The 872-nt window shown below is 26.4% G+C and carries 1 protein-coding gene and 1 pseudogene; one reads left to right on the top strand and one right to left on the bottom strand.

Translation table 11 applies throughout. From position 1 onward, the window contains the following. Nucleotides 1-389 (bottom strand): annotated as a pseudogene (locus KPC_RS20050) (hypothetical protein); the annotation flags it as partial. Nucleotides 390-667: 278 nt separating this feature from the next. Here KPC_RS20050 and KPC_RS20045 point away from each other — a divergent pair. Continuing rightward, nucleotides 668-872 (top strand): hypothetical protein (locus KPC_RS20045; RefSeq protein WP_121976032.1); only part of this gene is annotated, 205 nt, incomplete at its 3' end.

Here is an 872-nt window from a genome sequence, read left to right as displayed (position 1 = left end):
TTTTTATTGAGATATTCTGGATTTCCCCATTCTATTATTTTGTAGTCATTTTGGTCATATACTGTTACAGGTAAATAATTAAACCACATTTTTATATAGTTTGGAGCATGATTTAATAATTCACCTATATTTTCACATGAATTAGCCATATATGCTGCTATACCGATTTGTTGTTCTGTTATCATATTGCCGAGATAAATGCCAAGTTCCTCACGGTTAAACTGCTGGTTAATAAACCTGATGTTTTTCATCCACAGGTTTAATGACATTCTTTCATCAATAGAGTATTTATGTTTAATTGGTGATTCTAAATCATACCTTTTACAAAAAGAATCTAATAATTCAACCATTCCACTATTAACACTTTTCAAGTTTAAAAAGTTTTTCATAGCATTCCCCCAATAACCACAATACTATATTGTAATTAAAGTGCAAAAAAAAATATATTGTTTGAATGAAAAGTTTTTAAATTATACTAGGTTTTGAATTGCTGTGGAATTTTAATAAATTAATATGTTTAATTTGATTAAATATGGTTCGTGTTTTGTTAAAATGTTTTTATAAGATATATATTATATTATTGATGATGTTTTTTGTGTAAGCAGAAAGTTAATATTAATGTGTTATTTTTCATATTATTTTATGTTGAAAGCATGGGGTGATTTAATTGGAACCAAAAAAACTTATTAAAGGTATGTTTGTAAAAACTGGTGAAAATCCTTTTGTTTTGAAAGCAATATTTGTATGTAGAGCATATGAGCAGAACTGGACAAAAGATGAAATTGATGCTGTATTAAATGAAGCTGAGCAAAATTGTTATGATGGATTCATAGCCGTTTTACGTAAATATTGTAAAAAATATAACAATGGGT

Origin of the sequence: Acinetobacter stercoris, assembly GCF_900323515.1 — a bacterium.
In the GTDB taxonomy this organism is placed as follows: domain Bacteria; phylum Pseudomonadota; class Gammaproteobacteria; order Pseudomonadales; family Moraxellaceae; genus Acinetobacter; species Acinetobacter stercoris.
Note: the sequence above shows the minus strand (reverse complement) of the source record. Positions and strands in the feature narration are given on the sequence as shown.